This is a genomic window from Telluria sp. RB2R28 (genome assembly GCF_059685835.1).
In genome coordinates this window covers 535125-552234 of sequence record NZ_JCASIK010000001.1, presented here as the reverse complement: position 1 = coordinate 552234, position 17110 = coordinate 535125, and the positions used below count along the sequence as shown (strand labels likewise).

17 protein-coding genes are annotated in these 17110 nt (G+C 65.8%); 5 read left to right on the top strand and 12 right to left on the bottom strand.

Annotated elements, in window-relative coordinates:
• The first annotated feature begins 135 nt into the window (after positions 1-135).
• The 3 genes from trxB to AC56LV_RS02410 all read left to right on the top strand — a co-directional run bounded on the left by trxB (position 136) and on the right by AC56LV_RS02410 (position 4142).
• Positions 136-1104, top strand: a complete 969-nt coding sequence (gene trxB, locus AC56LV_RS02420) for a thioredoxin-disulfide reductase (RefSeq protein WP_499555749.1) — start codon at positions 136-138, stop codon at positions 1102-1104.
• Between the two features lie 23 nt (positions 1105-1127).
• Positions 1128-1796, top strand: a complete 669-nt coding sequence (locus AC56LV_RS02415; RefSeq protein ID WP_332529956.1) for a Smr/MutS family protein — start codon at positions 1128-1130, stop codon at positions 1794-1796.
• Positions 1797-1946: 150 nt separating this feature from the next.
• Positions 1947-4142 (top strand): ATP-binding protein, encoded by a 2196-nt coding sequence (locus AC56LV_RS02410; RefSeq protein WP_499555747.1) that lies wholly within the window; start codon positions 1947-1949, stop codon positions 4140-4142.
• Here the strand turns inward: AC56LV_RS02410 and AC56LV_RS02405 are convergent.
• Positions 4111-4536, bottom strand: a complete 426-nt coding sequence (locus tag AC56LV_RS02405; RefSeq protein WP_499555745.1) for a DUF1842 domain-containing protein — start codon at positions 4534-4536, stop codon at positions 4111-4113. The genes AC56LV_RS02410 and AC56LV_RS02405 overlap by 32 nt on opposite strands.
• Before the next feature lie 214 nt (positions 4537-4750).
• Here AC56LV_RS02405 and AC56LV_RS02400 point away from each other — a divergent pair, with 214 nt between their 5' ends.
• Positions 4751-5356, top strand: a complete 606-nt coding sequence (locus AC56LV_RS02400) for a trimeric intracellular cation channel family protein (RefSeq protein ID WP_499501712.1) — start codon at positions 4751-4753, stop codon at positions 5354-5356.
• A 23-nt stretch (positions 5357-5379) separates the two neighbouring features.
• Here the strand turns inward: AC56LV_RS02400 and AC56LV_RS02395 are convergent, their stop codons facing one another.
• Both AC56LV_RS02395 and AC56LV_RS02390 read right to left on the bottom strand, forming a co-directional pair.
• Positions 5380-5718, bottom strand: coding sequence for a P-II family nitrogen regulator (locus AC56LV_RS02395; RefSeq protein WP_183550870.1), 339 nt, complete (start codon positions 5716-5718; stop codon positions 5380-5382).
• Positions 5715-7787: an NAD(+) synthase gene (locus tag AC56LV_RS02390; protein WP_499555743.1), complete on the bottom strand. Its 2073-nt coding sequence runs from the start codon at positions 7785-7787 to the stop codon at positions 5715-5717. Before AC56LV_RS02390 ends, AC56LV_RS02395 begins: the two co-directional genes overlap by 4 nt.
• A gap of 80 nt (positions 7788-7867) precedes the next feature.
• Here AC56LV_RS02390 and AC56LV_RS02385 point away from each other — a divergent pair, with 80 nt between their 5' ends.
• Entirely contained in the window at positions 7868-9013 is a 1146-nt protein-coding gene (locus AC56LV_RS02385) for a GNAT family N-acetyltransferase (protein ID WP_499555741.1), read from the top strand.
• Positions 9014-9102: 89 nt separating this feature from the next.
• Here AC56LV_RS02385 and AC56LV_RS02380 read toward each other — a convergent pair whose 3' ends face one another.
• The 9 genes from AC56LV_RS02380 to AC56LV_RS02340 all read right to left on the bottom strand — a co-directional run bounded on the left by AC56LV_RS02380 (position 9103) and on the right by AC56LV_RS02340 (position 16904).
• On the bottom strand, positions 9103-9231 hold the full coding sequence (locus AC56LV_RS02380) for a hypothetical protein (protein WP_258837507.1): 129 nt from the start codon (positions 9229-9231) through the stop codon (positions 9103-9105).
• 131 nt (positions 9232-9362) lie between these two features.
• On the bottom strand, positions 9363-10319 hold the full coding sequence (locus AC56LV_RS02375; RefSeq protein ID WP_499555739.1) for an ACP S-malonyltransferase: 957 nt from the start codon (positions 10317-10319) through the stop codon (positions 9363-9365).
• Positions 10289-11185: a triphosphoribosyl-dephospho-CoA synthase MdcB gene (gene mdcB, locus AC56LV_RS02370; protein ID WP_499555738.1), complete on the bottom strand. Its 897-nt coding sequence runs from the start codon at positions 11183-11185 to the stop codon at positions 10289-10291. Before mdcB ends, AC56LV_RS02375 begins: the two co-directional genes overlap by 31 nt.
• The gene (mdcG, locus tag AC56LV_RS02365) at positions 11178-11852 is read right to left on the bottom strand and encodes a malonate decarboxylase holo-[acyl-carrier-protein] synthase (RefSeq protein ID WP_258837505.1); all 675 of its coding nucleotides are present in this window, start codon (positions 11850-11852) and stop codon (positions 11178-11180) included. Before mdcG ends, mdcB begins: the two co-directional genes overlap by 8 nt.
• Positions 11836-12552: a biotin-independent malonate decarboxylase subunit gamma gene (locus AC56LV_RS02360; protein ID WP_499556769.1), complete on the bottom strand. Its 717-nt coding sequence runs from the start codon at positions 12550-12552 to the stop codon at positions 11836-11838. The genes mdcG and AC56LV_RS02360 overlap by 17 nt, the downstream gene beginning before the upstream one ends.
• Complete coding sequence (locus AC56LV_RS02355) at positions 12552-13460, bottom strand: biotin-independent malonate decarboxylase subunit beta (protein ID WP_499555736.1); 909 nt, start codon at positions 13458-13460, stop codon at positions 12552-12554. The genes AC56LV_RS02360 and AC56LV_RS02355 overlap by 1 nt, the downstream gene beginning before the upstream one ends.
• Entirely contained in the window at positions 13457-13780 is a 324-nt protein-coding gene (gene mdcC, locus AC56LV_RS02350) for a malonate decarboxylase acyl carrier protein (protein WP_482898243.1), read from the bottom strand. Before mdcC ends, AC56LV_RS02355 begins: the two co-directional genes overlap by 4 nt.
• A 12-nt stretch (positions 13781-13792) precedes the next feature.
• A complete protein-coding gene (gene mdcA / locus AC56LV_RS02345; RefSeq protein WP_499555734.1) occupies positions 13793-15460 on the bottom strand; it encodes a malonate decarboxylase subunit alpha in 1668 nt (555 codons plus the stop codon).
• A 25-nt stretch (positions 15461-15485) separates the two neighbouring features.
• Positions 15486-16904, bottom strand: a complete 1419-nt coding sequence (locus AC56LV_RS02340) for an SLC13 family permease (RefSeq protein WP_499555732.1) — start codon at positions 16902-16904, stop codon at positions 15486-15488.
• Positions 16905-17110 lie beyond the last annotated feature (206 nt).

Here is a 17110-nt window from a genome sequence, read left to right as displayed (position 1 = left end):
GATTCATGCCCGCGCGCCGCATCGTCTATAATCTGCCCTCTTTCGCACACCCCGACCGGCGCCCGCGTGGGCCTTGATTCTTCTCAAGCCGCCCCCAATTGCCGTGTGTCTATTAACAATCATTGAAGCGCCGCCATGACTACAACTAAACACGCCAAAGTCCTCATTCTCGGTTCCGGTCCTGCCGGCTACAGCGCCGCTGTGTACGCCGCGCGCGCCAACCTCAAGCCGATGCTGGTGACGGGTGTCGAGCAAGGCGGCCAGCTGATGACCACCACCGATGTCGAGAACTGGCCGGGCGATCCGCTGGGCGTGCAGGGTCCGGAGCTGATGCAACGCCTGCTGCAGCACGCCGAGCGCTTCAATACCGAAATCGTGTTCGACCAGATCCACACGACCTACCTGAACGAAAAGCCGATCCGCCTGGTGGGCGACAGCTTCACGTTCACCTGCGACGCCCTGATCATCGCTACCGGCGCCTCGGCCCAATACCTGGGCCTGCCATCCGAGCAGGCGTTCATGGGCAAGGGCGTGTCGGCCTGCGCCACCTGCGACGGCTTCTTCTACCGCAACCAGGAAGTCGCGGTCATTGGCGGCGGCAATACCGCTGTCGAAGAAGCGCTGTACCTGGCCGGCATCGCCTCGAAGGTCACGCTGATCCACCGCCGCGACCGCTTCCGCGCCGAGCCGATCCTGGTCGACCGCCTGATGCACAAGGTCTCCGAAGGCAAGATCGTGCTGGAATATAACCAGACGCTCGACGAAGTCCTGGGCGACAACAGCGGCGTGACCGGCCTGCGCCTGAAATCGACCCAGACGGGCGAGTTCAAGGACCTGACCGTGCACGGCCTGTTCGTGGCCATCGGCCACAAGCCGAACACGGGCATCTTCGAAGGCCAGCTCGAGATGCACAGCGGCGGCTACCTGGTGACCAAGTCGGGCCTCGAAGGCATGGCGACCGCCACCAGCGTGCCAGGCGTGTTTGCTGCCGGCGACGTGCAGGATCACATCTATCGCCAGGCGATCACCAGCTCGGGCACCGGCTGCATGGCCGCGCTCGACGCACAGCGCTACCTCGAAGCGCTGGAAGACGACCCACAGTAAATCCTCACCAGGGACCGCATTCGATGGCAGGCATGAAAGACTTCGCTGAGCTCAAGGGCTTGCGCGACCAGCTCAAGGAAAACGAGCGCGTGCGCGCCATCGAACAGGCCGAGCGTGAACAGCGCGAACGCCTGGCGCGCGAACGGGCAGTGGAATTTCGCAGCTCGATGCAGGGCGTGCGCAAGCTGCCCGAGTCCGACCGCTACGTGCATCGCCCGGTGTATGTGGCCCCCAACCGCCCCATCCAGCGCGGCCCGGTACTCTCCGCCGAAGAAGAAACCGAAGCGGTCCTGCGCGAATCGCTGTCGGACCAGTTCGACGTCGAAGGCATGCTCGACGAGGACCCGGCCCTGAGCTACTCGCGCGATGGCGTCGGCCCCGACGTCGTGCGCAAATTGCGCAAACGTCACTGGCCAATCCAGGACGAACTCGACCTGCACGGCCTGAACCGCGACGCTGCGCGCGACGCCCTCACCGACTTTTTGCACCGCGCCAACCGGCGCGGCGTGCGCTGCGTGCGCATCATCCACGGCATCGGTTACGGCTCACCGGGTGGCGAACCGGTGCTGCGCGGGATCGTGCACAGCTGGCTCGTGCAAAAAAACGAAGTGATTGCCTTTTGCGCGGCCGGCCGGTCCGACGGCGGGCATGGCGCGCTGATTGCCCTGTTGCGTGCTGCACTACTGGAATAACACGCGTCTGTATGGGTAATGCAACATGGTTGTGTAACAATTGCAATGTTCGTGTTTGCAGTTTCCACGCCGTTTGCCGGTTGCTTGTAGAATTCCTCTCGGCCGGTCTTTTGCCGGTCATTCGACTAGGGGTGGTGTGATTTGAAGGCAATGCAAGCGGTCATCATGGAGCATGGGCAGCGGGTCGATTTGTCGTCCTGTGCCGCAGAGCCGATCCATATCCCCGGCTCGATCCAGCCCCACGGTGCAATCCTGTTCTTTACCGAAGATGCACGTCTGGCCGGCTGGAGCGAAAACGCGCCCGGCATGCTGGGTGTCGTCCCGCAACTGGGCCTGGCCCTGGATGCGCTTGCGCTGCCGGTGGCCGCCTTCGACGCCATCACCGACTGCATCGACGCGCTGCACGACGACGACGCCGGTCCGATCGTGGCCGGCCTGTCCATCGGCGCGGCAGAATACGATTGTGTCGTGCACGCCGCCCACGGGCGCGTCACCGCCGAATTCGAACTGCGCGAAGCCTCGACCGAAGAAGTGTCGCAGTTCGCCGTCAAGGCGCACAGCTCGATCGACCGCCTGCGCCGCCAGAAAACCATCGAAGGGCTGCTCAGCGTCGCCGTGGCCCAGGTGCGCGAGTTCACCGGGTTCGACCGCGTGATGGCCTACCGCTTCCGCGCCGATGACAGCGGCGACGTGGTCGCCGAAAGCCGCCGCGACGACCTGGTCCCGTATCTCGGCCAGCGCTACCCGGCCGGCGACATCCCGGCCCAGGCACGCCGGCTGTACACGCTCAATACGCTGCGCATGATCGGCGACATGGACTACACCGCCGTGCCGCTGTGCGGCGCGCCGGGCGCCCCGCCGCTGGACATGAGTTTTGCGGTGCTGCGCAGTGTGTCGCCGGTGCACATCGAATACCTGAAGAACATGCACGTGATGGCGTCGATGAGCGTCTCCATCGTCATCAACGGCCGCCTGTGGGGCCTGATCGCCTGCCATCACATGTCGAAAAAGCTGGTGCCGTACGCCGTGCGCCTGGCGGCCGACGTGCTGGCACAGGTGATGGCCTCGACCATCCTCAGCATCGAAGCGCGCGCCGACGCCACGCTGGCCGAGCAGTCGGCGCGCGTGCGCACGAGCATCGTCGAATCGCTGCTGCTCGACGACGATCCGATCGACGCGCTGGGCGAGCACGGCAAGTCGCTGATGGCGGCTGCCGGCGCCCAGGCAATGATCGTTGCGCAGCACGGCAAGGTGGTCGTGCACGGCGACCTGGTGCCCGAACTGGCCAAGGCCATCATTGCGTCGCTGCCCGACAACCAGCACGATTTGCTGGTCCGCGAAGCCAAGCGCGAATGGCCGGAGGCGCTCCAGGCGCAGCTGGGAAAGTGGGTTGGCATGCTGGCCCTGCCCTTCGATCCGATGGGCCAGGGCTGGTGCGTTCTGCTGCGCGTCGAGCAGATCGAAACCGTGGCCTGGGGCGGCCGCCCGGAAAAGATCGCCATTTTCGGCCCGCTGGGCGAGCGCCTGACGCCACGTGGCTCGTTCGACGCCTGGCATGAGACGGTGCGCGGTTGCGCGCACCCGTGGGAACCGACCGTGCTGGGCAACGCCCGCCTGACGCTGGCCGAACTGGTGCGCGCCGTGAACTCGCACCGCTCCCAAACCGAGGCGACCCGCGCGCAGTTGCTGGCCATGCTCGGGCACGACCTGCGCGATCCCCTGCACTCGATCAATATGGCCGGCATGGTGCTCGAGCGCACCGGCAACGGCGGCGGCAACGGCCAGCCGACGCTGGGCAAGCGTATCCAGTCGTCGACCAACCGCATGCAGCGCATGATCAGCCAGGTGCTGGACATGAGCCGCATCGACAGCGGCATGGGTCTGGGCGTCTCGCTGGTGCCGGTCGACCTGAAGGAATTGCTGATCGACCTGATGGACGAGGCGCGCATGGCGTATCCGTCGATCCCGCTCAACTTGATCTGCGACGACGAAGCCACCGTCAAGGCCGACAGCGGCCGGCTGGGCCAGGTGTTATCCAACCTGATGAGCAATGCGCGCCATCACGGCGAGCCGGGCACGCCGGTGACCGTGTGCCTGCGCGCCAACGAGCGTGACGCATCGGTCGAGGTCGCCAACGCCGGCCAGGCGATCGCGCCCGAAACCGTGGCCACGCTGTTCAATCCGTTCAAGCGCGCGTCGATGAACAACCCGCGCAACCGCACCGGCATGGGCCTGGGCCTGTACATCGCGCAGCAGATCGTGCGCGAGCACCAGGGCGAACTGGCCTACCGGTATGCGGACGGGCGGGTCATCTTTACGCTGCGGCTGCCACTGCTGACGCAGTAAGCCCCGGGGCGATCGGCACATCGGTCACATCGTTGGGCGGGTAGTTGAAGTAGCCGTTGCCCACCCAGTCATTGTCGGTCACGAAAAAGGCGCTGAACGGAATCTCCATGGTGCCGATTGCCGGTGGTTTGAGCGTCGTGAAGATCGTGCCCTTCAGTGCCAGCGCCTGCGTTGCCGGGCCGAACCCCATCGAGCGCACCTGGCCGGTGATGTTGGACACGCGCAGCTCGCCATACGGTGGCGCCAGGGCCTGGGTGATCTCGCCCTTGCCCTGCACGGTGCCATCGGCCCCGTCGATCATCAGCGCCATCGTCAGGATCGGGGCGCCGGGCATGCCGCAGTTGCCGGCGGTCAGCGTGATCACTCTTACGGACTCGAACGTATTCGCCATCATCTACTCCTTCATCAGGGTTGGCCTGCAGGGATGTGCCCGGCGCTTGCGCCGCTCGTGGCCTGGCCACTCTAGACAGCCCCGGGCGCAGTGACCTTCCGGTTTCCTTCCTGCCCGTCAGATGCGCGGCCGCCCATGGCGCCGGGTGAGCATAATTCTCTTATGCAAGCGCCGAGCCCGTGGTAATCTCACAACACCATTCCCTGACCTCTGCTGCATGACGCTTATCAAGTTCATCGAAATCATGGCGATCCTGGTCGGGGCATTTTCCGGCTTCATCGAAGCGCGGCGCAAGCGCATGGACCTGGTGGGCGTCTTTACCGTCGCGTTCATCACGGCGTTTGGCGGCGGCACACTGCGCGACATCCTGCTCGACAAGCGCCCGCTGTTCTGGGTGACGCACCAGGAATATGCGATCGCGATCTTCGTGCTGGCGCTCGTTGCCTCCCCCCTCATCCGCACACTGCGCCAGATCGTCTCGGAACGCCTGATCGTGATTGCCGATGCGGTGGGCCTGGGCCTGTTCTCGATTGCGGGCGTATCAGCCGCGCTGGCGGCGGATATGCCGATCTTCATCGCCTCGATGATGGGCGTCATTACGGGGATTTTCGGGGGCGTACTGCGCGATATCGTGTGCAACGAGGTGCCGATGGTGTTCCGGGATGGCAAACCGTATGCGATCTGCGCCTTCATCGGGAACTGGCTGTTCCTGCTCATGGGCAAGTACGGCGTGCCGCATGATTTCGCGCTGTGGTCGAGCTGCCTGTTCATCAGCGGCCTGCGGCTGCTGACGTGGAAGTTCGATATGCGGATGGGGCGGTAACGACGCACCGCCCCGGGGGCTGTTTAGACGGCGTCGGGGCCGGTTTCGCCGGTACGGATCCGGATGACCTGCTCGATGTTCTGTACAAAAATCTTGCCGTCGCCGATCTTTCCGGTGCGCGCCGCCTTAATGATGGCGTCCACGACGCTGTCGGCCATCGGATCGTCCACCACCACCTCGATTTTCACTTTCGGCAGGAAGTCCACGACGTATTCGGCGCCGCGGTACAACTCGGTGTGCCCTTTCTGGCGGCCGAAGCCTTTTACTTCGGTGACGGTCAGGCCGGTGACATTGACTTCGGCCAGCGCTTCACGCACTTCGTCGAGCTTGAACGGTTTGATCACGCAGGTAATCTGTTTCATGGTGGTAGTCCTTTCGATGAGTCGGGGATATTCGCCAGGTCGTCGAGCCAGACGGTGGCCTCGGAGTCGGACGGTGCGCGCCAGTCGCCGCGTGGCGAGAGGGAGCCGCCGTTGCCGACCTTCGGTCCGTTCGGTACGCAAGAGCGCTTGAACTGGCTGGTCTTGAAGAAGCGGAACAAAAAGATCGACAGGTTGCGCTTGATGGCGTCCAGGTCGTATTGGTTGCGCGTGCCGGTCTCGTCCGGCCAGCGGCCCGCCGCACTGTCGTGCCACGCCGAATACGCCATGAACGCGACCTTGCTCGGCTTGAAGCCGTAGCGCAACGTGTAGAACAGGTTGAAGTCCTGCAGCTCGTAGGGGCCGATGCGCTCCTGCGTGCTTTGCGCGGGCTTGGCATCGGCGGCGCCGCCCGGCACCAGCTCGGGGCTGATTTCGGTGTCGAGGATATCGATCAGCACTTGCGACTGGCCCTCGGCAACCACGGTGCCCGTCTCGGCGACCCAGCGCACCAGGTACGAGATCAGCGTCTTGGGCACGCTGGCGTTGACGTTGTAGTGCGACATATGGTCGCCCACGCCGTAGGTGCACCAGCCCAGCGCCAGCTCGGACAGGTCGCCCGTGCCGATCACGATCCCGTTGTGGAAGTTCGCCAGCCGGAACAGGTGGTTGGTGCGCTCGCCGGCCTGCACGTTTTCGAACGTGATGTCGTAATCTAGCGTGCCCTCGCTGTATGGGTGCCCCAGATCCTTGAGCATCTGGATGCAGCTCGGACGGATGTCGATCTCTTGCGCGCTGCAGCCCACGGCCGCCATCAGGTCGCGCGCCTGTTTGAGCGTGCGCTCGCTCGTGGCAAAGCCCGGCATCGTGTAGGCCAGGATGTTCGTGCGCGGCAGCTTCAGGCGGTCCATGACTTTTGCGCAGACGAGCAGCGCATGCGTCGAATCCAGGCCACCCGAGACGCCAATGACGACCTTCTGGATGCCGCTCGACGCCAGGCGCTGGATCAGCGCCTGCACCTGGATGTTGTAGACCTCGGTGCAGCGCTCGTCGCGCAGGGCGCGGTCGACCGGCACGTACGGGAAGCGCTCGACAACGCGCGCCAGCGGCAAGCTGCGCTCCACGGGCAGCGCGAGGTCGAAACGCACGATGCGAAACGCCGCGACTTCGGCCGCATGGCGCTGCGCAGTCTGCGCGAACGTGGTGGCCTTCATGCGCTCGGTCGACAGGCGATCGAGATCGACGTCCGCAAAGATGATGTGCGACTCGTCGGAAAAGCGTTCGGATTCGGCCAGCAGTTCGCCCTTTTCATAGATCAGGGATTGGCCATCCCACGCCATGTCGGTGGTGGACTCGCCCCGCCCGGCCGACGTGTACAGGTAAGCGGCCATGCAGCGCGCCGATTGCTGGCCCACCAGCTGGTGGCGGTAGCCGCTCTTGCCGACGACGACGTTCGATGCCGACAGGTTGACCAGCACCGTGGCGCCGGCCAGCGCCGCGAACGATGACGGGGGCACGGGCACCCAGACGTCTTCGCAGATTTCGAGGTGAAAGCGCAGCAGCGGCAGGTTGGCGACCTCGAACAGCAGGTTCACGCCGAACGGCACGGTCTCGCCAAACAGGTCGATCTGGTCGACCGGCGCGCAATCGGCGGGCGTGAACTGCCGGGATTCGTAAAACTCGCCATAATTAGGCAAATAACTTTTCGGCACCACGCCCAGCACGCGCCCGTTGGCGATGGCGACAGCGCAGTTGAACAGCATGTGGTTGACCCGCAGCGGCATGCCGATGACGATGGCCAGCGGCAGGCTGCGCGAGGCATCGAGAACGGTGTGCAAGCCGCCCAGGCAGGCGTCGAGCAGCGCGCGCTGGTGGAACAGGTCGTCGCAGGTGTAGGCGGACAGACCCAGCTCGGGAAACGCGACAAGCGCCGCGCCTTCGCTTGCTGCCTGCTGCGCCAGCTTGATCGTCTGTTCGACGTTGTAGGCCGGATCGGCCACACGGATGCGCGGGATGGCGACCGCAACGCGTGCAAAATGGTGCGAATAGAGATTGAAGAATCGGCTGGTCATAAGGGTCTCTCGCAGTGCCGACGCGGCGAATCGCTGCCCGTGGCACTCACTTCTTGGAATTGGAAGCAATGTTGAAAGCAATGACAGATTATCGCACGCATATCGTCTCGAGCCTGTCCGAAGTCGGGCAAGCGCCATGGGACGCGCTGGTCCAGGCCCAGGCAGCGCCGACGCCGTTTCTCTCGTACGCCTTCCTGCACGCGCTGCACGCGTCGGGCAGCGCGGCGCCCGAAAGCGGCTGGCAGCCGCAATTTTTGCTGCTGTACGACGCGGCGGACGTGCTGGCGGCCGCCCTGCCCCTGTACGTCAAGGGCCACTCGTATGGCGAGTACGTGTTCGACTGGGCCTGGGCCGATGCCTATGCGCGCAATGGCCTCGACTATTACCCGAAGCTGCTGTCGGCGATTCCGTTCACGCCGGTGGCCGGTTCGCGCCTGCTGGCGGTCGATGCCGCCGCGCGCGCCGCGCTGATCGACGTGCTGACGGCCACGCAGTCGGCCACCGAAGTCTCGTCGACCCACATCCTGTTCCCGCCCGAAGACGAGGCGCAGGCGCTGCGCGAGGCCGGCTTCCTGCTGCGCAGCGGCGTGCAGTTTCACTGGCTGAACCGGGGGTATGCGAGTTTCGATGAGTTTCTGGCCACGCTGGAGCCAAAGAAGCGCAAGAACATCCGCGCCGAGCGGCGCAAGGTAGTCGATGCCGGCGTCACGATGCGGCGGGTGCGGGGCGCGGATGCCACGCGCGAAGACTGGGTGCTGTTCAACCGCTGCTACCGCAACACGTACAAAGACCACCACTCGACGCCGTATCTGAACCTGGACTTTTTCCTGCGCATCGGTGCGACGATGCCGGACAATATCCTGCTCGTGATCGCCGAACAGGAAGGCCGCGCGATTGCCGCGTCACTCGTCATCCACGACGCCGACACGCTGTACGGCCGTTACTGGGGCGCACTGGAACACGTGCCGTGCCTGCACTTCGAGGCCGCGTATTACCAGCCGCTCGAATTCTGCATCGAACAGGGCATCGGCACGTTCGAAGGCGGCGCACAGGGCGAGCACAAGATGGCGCGCGGCTTCCTGCCGACCAAGACCTGGTCGGCGCACTGGCTGGCGCATCCGTCGTTTGCCAATGCGGTGGAAAATTTCCTGCAGCGTGAAGCCGGCGGCATCGACGACTATCTCGACGAGTTGAACGAGCGCAGTCCGTTCCGCAGTCAGCCATAAGTCGACGCTCCCAGACGTAAAAAAAGGCCGGCCCGCAGTACGGGCCCAGCCTTTTCATCAGTCCGCCAGCAGGTGGCGGTGCGTACTGCTTAGTTCCAGCCGCCGGCGTTCAGGCGGTAATCGACCTTCGATGGCTTGATGGCTTCAGCGCGCTTGCGCAGGGCATATTTGGCGCGGCTGCCGGCAGCGGCGACCAGTGCGTGGACAATCTTTTTCACGTAGAGCTCCTTCGATTGCATCGCCCACATGGGCAACGCCTATGGTTTCAGTTGGTGTACAACTGTTATATAGGCGACTCAGCGTGTTTTCCAATTCTGAGTTGCAATATCAGACATCAGCTTCGTGAATGTCAGTCGAGCTGCCTGTCTAGCCAGACGCGTATCCCGTCGAGCGAGCGAAATTCCGTGACCGAGCGGCACGCGATATGTGGGTTGCGCGACTGCAACATGCGGGACAGCGCAGCGCCGGGTCCCAGTTCAAGCGCCACCGTGACGCCGGCCTCGCCCAACGCGTCCATGCAGTCACGCCACCGGATCGGTTCAGCGATCTGGCGCGGCAGTTCCGCCAGCGCCTTGTCCGCATCGAACACCGGCTCGGCCGAGATGCCGGACAGCACCGGGAACGCGGGTGCGTGCCAGTGCGCGGCAGCCAGCAAGACCGCAAACGGTGCGACCGCGCCCATCAGCAACGGCGTGTGCGACGCGACGGCGACCGGCAGCACCGTGGCATGGCCACCGGTGGCCATCGCGGCGCTGGCCAACGCGTCACGCTGCGCGGCCAGGCCGCCCGCCACCAGCGCATCGTCGCCAGTCACGATGGCCGGGTAAAAGCCGGCGCCCGCCAGCAACGCGTCAACCGTCCCGGACGGCATGCCGGACAGCGCCACCATGCCCTGCGCCGCGCCATCGGTCACGCAGGCGTCCATCAGGCGCGCCCGTTCGATGGCCAGCTTGATCACGTTCTCCGGTGCCAGCGCTCCGGCGACACCATAGGCCGACAACTCGCCGATGCTGTAGCCGGCTACCAGCGCCGGGATCGGGATCGTCTCCTGCAACGCGCGCCACATCGCCAGCGTGGCGGCGACGATGGCCGGTTGCGCGATGCGGTTCGTGAAGCGTTCTTCGCCAAGGCCCGCCTGCAGCGTTGCGCCCAGTGCGGGGTCGGCGGACCACTCCTCAAGCAGACGGCTGGCAGCAGGATCCATGCGCGCCATGTCGAACATGGCGGGATGCTGCGCGCCCTGTCCCGGGCACAGGATGGCAAGGCGCCCCGCCATCAGCGCGTCGTCACCGCGTGCACGAGGCACACGGCGCCCAGCAGATCGGCCGCGCCGCCCGGCGACAGGCGCGCCGCGACGAAGGTGCGGTGGCTGGCCAGCACCCGCGCTTCCCAGTCCGGCGCAGCCGTGCCGCCGCGCGCGATGAAGGCGCGCGCCTGGCGCCGCACCGTCAAGGCGCCTTCGACGCCGCCGCGATGGTAGACGTTGGTGTCGCTGATGTGCGCCATCAGCGCGAACAACCCGTCGATGCGGGCTTCGCGCATGCCACGCCCCGCTGCCAATGCCCTGCGCAGCGCCGGCAGGCCAACGTCGAACACCGACGGGAAGCCAAGCGCGCCTTCTTCGCGCGCACCGCTCGCTGCGTAGCGCAACACGGCGCGGGCGCCGTGCGAAACAGGCTCGCCGTCGACAACGCTGTGCGCGCCCAGCGCCTGGCCCCAGCAGGCGCGCAGCACCTCGCCAATGCGCGCCGGGGTCAAGGCCTCGCCGCGCGCCCGGCAGCGGCCGATGGCTGCGCACAGCATGCCCAGGCAAAAGATCGCGCCGCGGTGGGTGTTGATGCCGCCGGTCGCGCGCAGCATCCGTGTCTCGGCATCGATCCCCAGTTGTTTCAGTGTGTGGAATGGCGCATCCAGCATGCCGGCGCGGGTGATACCGCCAAAGTAGCGCCGCAGCGCAAACAGGCTGCGCACGAAGGTGGCGGCCGTCATGTCGGTATGGCTGCCGTTGTCGACCTTCGAGACGAGGCCCGGCTTCGGATACAGCACCAGTTCCGCGTACAGGCTGCGTACGGCCACGCGCGCGATGCGCTGGCAAAAGGCGCGCTCGCTGGCGTCGCCCTGTGCGTGCAAACCAGGCGCACGTTCCGTCTGCACAGGGTTCAGGTCATCCATGTTCTTCCTCCAGCGTGGCCATCAATGCTTCGGGCAGGACCAGCGCGATGCGGTCCAGCCCTTTCGTCAGCACGCGCGTGCCCGGCGCACCGGCAAACGCCGCGCGCAGTTCTTTCCACGCGACCGCGCGCCCATCGGGAAACACCACTTCGCCATCCAGCGGCAGAATGCCCGCATGCCACGACAGCAGATCGAGCCCGATCATCAGCTGGCGCCGCGTCTGCGGCTGCAGCAGCACGTCGATATCGGACAGCGGCGTCAGATAATACTGGCCCGTGAGCGCGGCCAGCGCCACCGAGCCATACACACTCAGGCTCACGCCGGCGTCGGCCGCCTGGCGTTCGAGCGCTTCCAGGCCTTCGCGCCACTGCGCCGGCACGGCGTCGAGCGCGCCGACGAGCGGCAACGCGCGCGTGCGCCGGCCGATATCGGACATCTCGACGGCGCAGCCGAATTTGAGTTTGCCGCCGTCTTCAGGGCGCGGCGGCAGCGGGAAACCGATCGCCACCTCGCCCGGCAGCATGCCGGCTTCGGTGCGCCGCACAACCGCTGGCCAGCCGCCGTCACGCCAGCGGTCCAGCGCAGACAGGGCGGCCTGCGGCGCGCCGTCGCGCACGCGCTGCCAGCCGCGGCTCGTCAGCCAGACCAGGTCATGCCGGGCGAACATCGCTGCCCACCCTGACCGCCTGCGCCACCGGGTGCGCCATCAGGCGGCCGCCCCGCGCCAGGCCCAGCGCCATGCGCCCGTCCCCGGCCTTGGCATCGGCCAGTGCGCAAATCAATTCGCCCGCCAGATCGCCATCCCAGATGCCGTGCAGGCCACCCATGAGCAGGTAGTTTTCCGGGCCTGGTGCGAACACGGGATTGTCCTTCGCCAGCTCGGTCAGGCGTTCCTCGGGCACCTTCGTGATGCGCGCCATTGCCGGCAAGCCCATCACGCGGATGGTTGCCTCGGGCAGCGCGTAACAGGCGCTGGCAATCAAGCCACTGGTGATGAAGCCACCCGACAGCGCCTGGTCGTACACGAGGCCGATGACCGTGTGGCCTTCGCGCCGCGCCAGGTCGACGCATTTGCCCAGGTGCGCCATGTAGCTGTTGATGCCCAACATCTCGTCGCGGTGGCGCAGGCGCTGGCCTTGCGTGTCAACAAGGATCAGGATCGGCCGGCCCGGATGCTCGCGCACCGTCCGCAGGATCGCCTGCGCCTGGGCCAGCGCGATCTCGATGCCGATCGGCGTGTGGCCGGTGGTGCCGATGACGGCCACCGGCTTGCCGTCGACCTGCGCGCTGCCACTTAAAAAATTGTCGGCTTCGGTGATGGTATGTCCGCCGGGGAAAAGTTGTGCTGCTACGTTCTGCCAATCCATCATCGTTCTCCCAACGTAGGCGTAGCGCGGTGCTGCGCCGCCAGTTCAAGGAATTCGTCGGGCTCCAGCATCGGCACCCGCGCCGGATCCGGCATGCCGAGTCCCTTCCAGATATCCATCGGTTCGGTGAGGCCCTGCGTGTCATGCAGGCGCCGTTCCAGCATCGCCTGCTCGGCCAGCAGGCCGTCGAGCGTCAACGGCGCACCGCCTGCCGGGATATCCGCGATGGCTGCGAGCGCCGCAGCGCGCAGCGCCTCGGTGTCGTCTTCCACCAGCACCTGGCAGTCGCCCAGCAGGTAGCGGTGCTTGCCGCCCGTCGTGCGCCAGACCAGCGCGCGGTCGCGCGAATCGAATTCTTCGACGCCGTTGGCGGTCTCGATGACTTCGGGGCCCGACATCGCCAGGCGCCCTTCCTCGGACATGATGACCGTGTTGGCGCAGCGCGCCGCGATGCCCATGCCGCCGAAGCAGCCGTTGGCGCCACCGACGACCGCGATCACCGGGATGCCGGCCGCGCGCACGTCGAGCATTGCGCGCATGACTTCCGACACGGCGATCAGGCCCGCATTGGCTTCATGCAGCCGCACGCCGCCCGATTCGAGCAGCAGCACGACGGCGTGCGCCCGCTCGTCGATCGCGCGCTGCAGCATGCCCACCAGCTTGGCGCCGTGGACTTCGCCCACCGCGCCGCCCATGAAGCCGCCCTCCTGCGCCGCGCCAAACACGACCTGGCCACCGAGCTTGCCTCGCCCGACGACGACGCCATCGTCGAACGACACGGCCGCATCGAGCTGCGCCAGGTGCGGACTGACGATGCGCAGCGACGGCGGCAGGAATTCTTCAAAGGTGCCGGCGTCGAACATGGCCGGGATGCGCTGGCGCGCCGTGAGTTCCTGGTAGCTGCTCATGGCGCGCCTCCCGGAAGATCAGCGATCGACTCGACCGCCTGATCCAGGCGCAGGCTCACGACGGCCGGCGTGGCGCCCATGTCGTTGACGCTCACGCGCGCATCGGCCAGGCTCCAGCGCGCGTGAAAGTCGGCCATGACGGCCTGCCAGGTGGCGCCGAAACCGACAGCCGCCGTGCGCACTTCGATCTCGCACGCGCCCTTCAGGTGCGCCGGTTCGATCAAGATTTCGAGATTGCCCGAGCCGACCACGCCCACCAGTTGCGGCATGCCGCTCAATGGGCGCTGCCCGCCTTCGAAACGATAGTTCAGCGTTTCCATGATATGTGTTCCTTACCAGTTCCTGAAACGCTTCGGCGGGTCGTACAGCCCGCCCGATGCGCGCACCAGGCCCTTCATGTTCTTGGCGGCCAGCAGGTCGCGGGTCGCCATGCGTTTGTCGATGCCGAGATCTTCGGGCCGGCGGATGATGCCCCGGTCGCGCAGGTTCTCGACCATGCGCTTGTCGCGCGCCATGCCCACCGGTGTGTAGCCGGCCACGCCGCGGATCGCCTGTTCGCGCTCTTCATCCGTGCGGCACAGCAGCAGGTTGGCGATGCCTTCCTCGGTCAGGATGTGGCTGACGTCGTCACCGTAAATCATCACGGGCGGAATCGCCATGCCGGCCTGCTCGGCCAGCTGCCAGGCGTCGAGCTTGTCGACGAAGGCCGGCGCCATGTGCTCGCGGAAGGTCTCGACCATCTGCACCACCAGCTTTTGTCCGCGCGGGATCACGTTGCGGCCCGCGCGCGCCTCTTCGCCGGCTTTCAGCCAGGCCTTGCTCGGATGGCGCCGGCCCCGCGCATCGGCGCCCATGTTCGGCGCGCCGCCGAAGCCCGCAATGCGCCCCAGCGTGGCGGTCGACGAATTGCCCTGCAAGTCGATCTGCAGCGTCGAGCCGATGAACAGGTCGCACGCGTAGTGCCCGGCCGCCTGCGAAAAGGCGCGGTTGCTGCGCATCGAGCCGTCCGGCCCCACGAAGAACACGTCGGGCCGCGCGCGGATATAGTTTTCCATGCCCAGCTCGGAGCCGAACGAGTGCACCGATTCGACGAAGCCCGCTTCGATCGCAGGGATCAGGGCCGGATGCGGGTTCAGCGCCCAGTGACGGGCGATCTTGCCTTTCAGGCCCAGGCTCGCAGCGTAGGTTGGCAGCAGCAGTTCGATGGCGGCCGTGTCGAAGCCGATGCCGTGGTTCAGGCGCTCGATCTCGTACTCGGCATAGATGCCCTTGATGGCCATCATCGCCATCAACACCTGGATTTCCGAGATCAAGGCCGGGTCACGTGTAAACAGCGGCTCGATGTAGTACGGCGTGGGCGACTGCACGACGTAGCCGACCCAGTCGCCGGGGATGTCGATGCGGGGCAGCTTGTCGACGATCTGGTTCACCTGCGCGATCACGATGCCGCTCTTGAAGGCCGTCGCTTCGGCAATCGCCGGCGTGTCTTCGGTATTCGGGCCGGTGTACAGATTGCCGTCGCGGTCGGCCATCTCGGCGGCCACCAGCGCCACGCGCGGCGTCAGGTCGATGAAGTAGCGCGCGAACAGCTCGAGGTAGGTGTGGATCGCGCCGATATTGAGCTTGCCCGTCTGCGCCAGCTTGGCCAGGCGCCCGGCCTGCGGACCCGAGAACGAAAAGTCGAGTTTGGAGGCGATCCCTTTTTCGAACACGTCCAGGTGTTCGGGCAGCGAGAGCACCGACAGCAGCATGTGCAGGTCATGCACGCGCGCCGTATCGACGCGCGTCAGGGCCTTGCCGAGAAAGTCGGCCTGCTTCTGGTTGTTGCCTTCGAGGCAGACGCGGTCGCCCGGTTCGAGCACCGCGTGCAGCAGCTCGACGATGTGCGAGGCCTGGACGACCTTGCCGTCGAGCGCCCCGCCAAGGGCGGCGCCGGCGCGGGCCAGGCGCTCGCTGCGGTTTCGTTGCTGGCCGGTCCAGCGGCCTTCAGCATGATTCATGATAGTTCCTAAAATTTGCGTGGCCTTACAACACCACGAACAGCAGCCACACGACGATCGGTGCAACCAGCGTCACGATACCGCCATAGATCATCAGCTGGCGCAGGAATACGTCGCGGTCGATCCCTTGGGCACTGGCCAGCACGAGTGCGCCATTGGTCGAGAACGGGCTGACGTCGACGATGGTCGATGCGACGGCCATGGCGGCGATGAAACCGATGGCGTCGACACCGGTGCCCGACGCCAGGAACGGCACGGCCAGCGGAATGAGCGAACCCAGCACGGCGGTCGACGAGGCAAAGGCCGAGACGATGGCGCCGACGAACAGCAGCAGCAAGGCCACCATCAGCGGCGAGGTCAGGCTGGCGACGCTGTCACCGACCCAGGTAATGGTGCCCATCTTCTGCATGACGCCGACATACGTGCTCACGCCGACGATCAGCATGATCTCGGGCCACGACACCTGGCCGATGGCGCGCTTTTGCACTTGCGGCGACAGGATCGAAATCAAGAGGCCGATGGTGAGGGCAACGAAGCCGATATCGAGTTTGTACAGCAGCGTAAGCACGGCCAGCGCGACCAGGCCGACAACGGTGAACATCTGGTGGAAGGTCGGACCGGCATGCAGGTCGATGTCGCCGGTGCCCAGGCCCGAACCGGGGCCGCCGCTACCGACTGCGCCGACGGCGGCAGTCGAACGCTGCGCGGTGAGACGCTCTTCGCTGCCGGTTTCATTTTCGGCGTCGCCGTAGATCTGCGGGCCCTGCGCTGCGACTGCCACTGGTGGCGTAAACGGCGTCATCGGACGGATGCCGGCGCCGGACTTCGGCATTTCCTGGCGCATCAGCTTGGCGCCGCCGAACACGAAGAACAGGATGATCGACACGGCCAGGTTCACGCCCAGGCTGGTGAACGCGGTGGTCAGCGGTGAAATCGGCAAGCCGGCTTCCATGACGACCTTGTTGGTGATGCCACCATAGATGCTGATCGGCGAGAAGCCGCCGCCCTGCGCGCCGTGAATCACCAGCAGGCCCATCATCAGGGGATTGATCTTGTACTTGGCGGCAAAGCCCAGCGCGATCGGGGCGATGATCGCCACGGCGGCCGGGCTGACGGCACCGACGGAGGTCAGGAGCGCGGTGACCGCGAACATGACCCACGGAATGGCGGCGATGCGCCCGCCGACGGCGCGTACGGCCAGTCTGACGAGCCAGTCGATGGTGCCATTGTTCTGGGCCTGGGCGAACAGGAAGGTGATGCCGACCAGGGTCAGGAACAGCTCGGCCGGGTAGCCGGACATGATGGCCTTGGTCTCCATGCTGAAGACGATGGTGCCGACCAGGAAGGCGCCGACAAACGCGATGACGCCCATATTGATGGGCATGGCGGTGGCGACGATGAACATGAGCGCCAGAACGCAGATTGCAATGACATGAGAGGACACAGGGTGGCTCCTACGAGGTGCGGCGGCCGGTTCCACCCGGCGCGTCGCTGGTGATACGTCTCCAATGCATGGCCTGTCGCCATCGCCTCCTCGGACCGTGGTCTCGGGACACTGCGGGGCCGGCCATGCTCTTTTGTTATGCAGGTTGTGCGGCAAAGGTAATCCTGATCGCTGCCGAGATCAATTACGCTGGGGTACCAACGTTT

Excerpts from the sequence above, each read along its gene's own strand:
- trxB (WP_499555749.1), top strand. The coding sequence starts at position 136 with ATGACTACAACTAAACACGCCAAAGTCCTCATTCTCGGTTCCGGTCCT.
- AC56LV_RS02415 (WP_332529956.1), top strand. The coding sequence starts at position 1,128 with ATGGCAGGCATGAAAGACTTCGCTGAGCTCAAGGGCTTGCGCGACCAG.
- AC56LV_RS02410 (WP_499555747.1), top strand. The coding sequence starts at position 1,947 with ATGCAAGCGGTCATCATGGAGCATGGGCAGCGGGTCGATTTGTCGTCC.
- AC56LV_RS02405 (WP_499555745.1), bottom strand. The coding sequence starts at position 4,536 with ATGATGGCGAATACGTTCGAGTCCGTAAGAGTGATCACGCTGACCGCC.
- AC56LV_RS02400 (WP_499501712.1), top strand. The coding sequence starts at position 4,751 with ATGACGCTTATCAAGTTCATCGAAATCATGGCGATCCTGGTCGGGGCA.
- AC56LV_RS02395 (WP_183550870.1), bottom strand. The coding sequence starts at position 5,718 with ATGAAACAGATTACCTGCGTGATCAAACCGTTCAAGCTCGACGAAGTG.
- AC56LV_RS02390 (WP_499555743.1), bottom strand. The coding sequence starts at position 7,787 with ATGACCAGCCGATTCTTCAATCTCTATTCGCACCATTTTGCACGCGTT.
- AC56LV_RS02385 (WP_499555741.1), top strand. The coding sequence starts at position 7,868 with ATGACAGATTATCGCACGCATATCGTCTCGAGCCTGTCCGAAGTCGGG.
- mdcB (WP_499555738.1), bottom strand. The coding sequence starts at position 11,185 with ATGGATGACCTGAACCCTGTGCAGACGGAACGTGCGCCTGGTTTGCAC.
- mdcG (WP_258837505.1), bottom strand. The coding sequence starts at position 11,852 with ATGTTCGCCCGGCATGACCTGGTCTGGCTGACGAGCCGCGGCTGGCAG.
- AC56LV_RS02360 (WP_499556769.1), bottom strand. The coding sequence starts at position 12,552 with ATGGATTGGCAGAACGTAGCAGCACAACTTTTCCCCGGCGGACATACC.
- AC56LV_RS02355 (WP_499555736.1), bottom strand. The coding sequence starts at position 13,460 with ATGAGCAGCTACCAGGAACTCACGGCGCGCCAGCGCATCCCGGCCATG.
- mdcC (WP_482898243.1), bottom strand. The coding sequence starts at position 13,780 with ATGGAAACGCTGAACTATCGTTTCGAAGGCGGGCAGCGCCCATTGAGC.
- mdcA (WP_499555734.1), bottom strand. The coding sequence starts at position 15,460 with ATGAATCATGCTGAAGGCCGCTGGACCGGCCAGCAACGAAACCGCAGC.